The sequence below is a fragment of the Microvirga sp. KLBC 81 genome (genome assembly GCF_003075415.1).
GTDB lineage: Bacteria > Pseudomonadota > Alphaproteobacteria > Rhizobiales > Beijerinckiaceae > Microvirga.
On record NZ_QDAH01000301.1, the window covers coordinates 1 to 734 of the forward strand.

1 protein-coding gene is annotated in these 734 nt (G+C 63.2%); it reads left to right on the forward strand.

Features of this window, described 5'->3' with window-relative positions:
* Positions 1-15: 15 nt before the first annotated feature.
* Positions 16-732, forward strand: a complete 717-nt coding sequence (locus DC522_RS33880) for an amino acid ABC transporter ATP-binding protein (protein ID WP_133239469.1) — start codon at positions 16-18, stop codon at positions 730-732.
* The last annotated feature ends 2 nt before the right edge of the window (positions 733-734 follow it).

The following is a 734-nucleotide window of genomic DNA, read 5'->3' on the forward strand; positions in this document are numbered from 1 at the left end:
GAGGCCGCCGTGCAGATGATCGACGTACACAAGTGGTATGGCGAGTTTCACGTGCTGCGCGACATCAACCTGAGCGTGCGCCGCGGCGAGCGCATCGTGATCTGCGGGCCTTCGGGCTCGGGCAAGTCCACGATGATCCGCTGCATCAACCGTCTGGAGGAGCACCAGAAGGGCCGCATCATCGTCGACGGCGTCGAGCTGACCAACGACCTCAAGCGCATCGACGAGGTGCGCCGCGATGTCGGCATGGTGTTCCAGCACTTCAACCTCTTCCCGCATCTGACGATCCTCGAGAACTGCACGCTCGCGCCGATCTGGGTGAAGAAGATGCCCAGGAAGGACGCGGAAGAGATCGCCATGCACTACCTGAAGCGGGTGAAGATCCCCGAGCAGGCGAACAAGTATCCGGGCCAGCTCTCGGGCGGCCAGCAGCAGCGCGTGGCGATTGCCCGCTCGCTGTGCATGAGCCCCAAGATCATGCTGTTCGACGAGCCCACCTCCGCGCTCGATCCCGAGATGGTGAAGGAGGTGCTCGACACCATGGTGGGCCTGGCGGAGGAGGGCATGACCATGCTCTGCGTCACCCACGAGATGGGCTTCGCCCGCCAGGTCGCCGACCGGGTGATCTTCATGGATTACGGGCAGATCGTCGAAATGAACACGCCCGACGAGTTCTTCAGGAACCCGCAGCACGAGCGCACCAGGCTCTTCCTGTCCCAGATCCTGCACTGAGC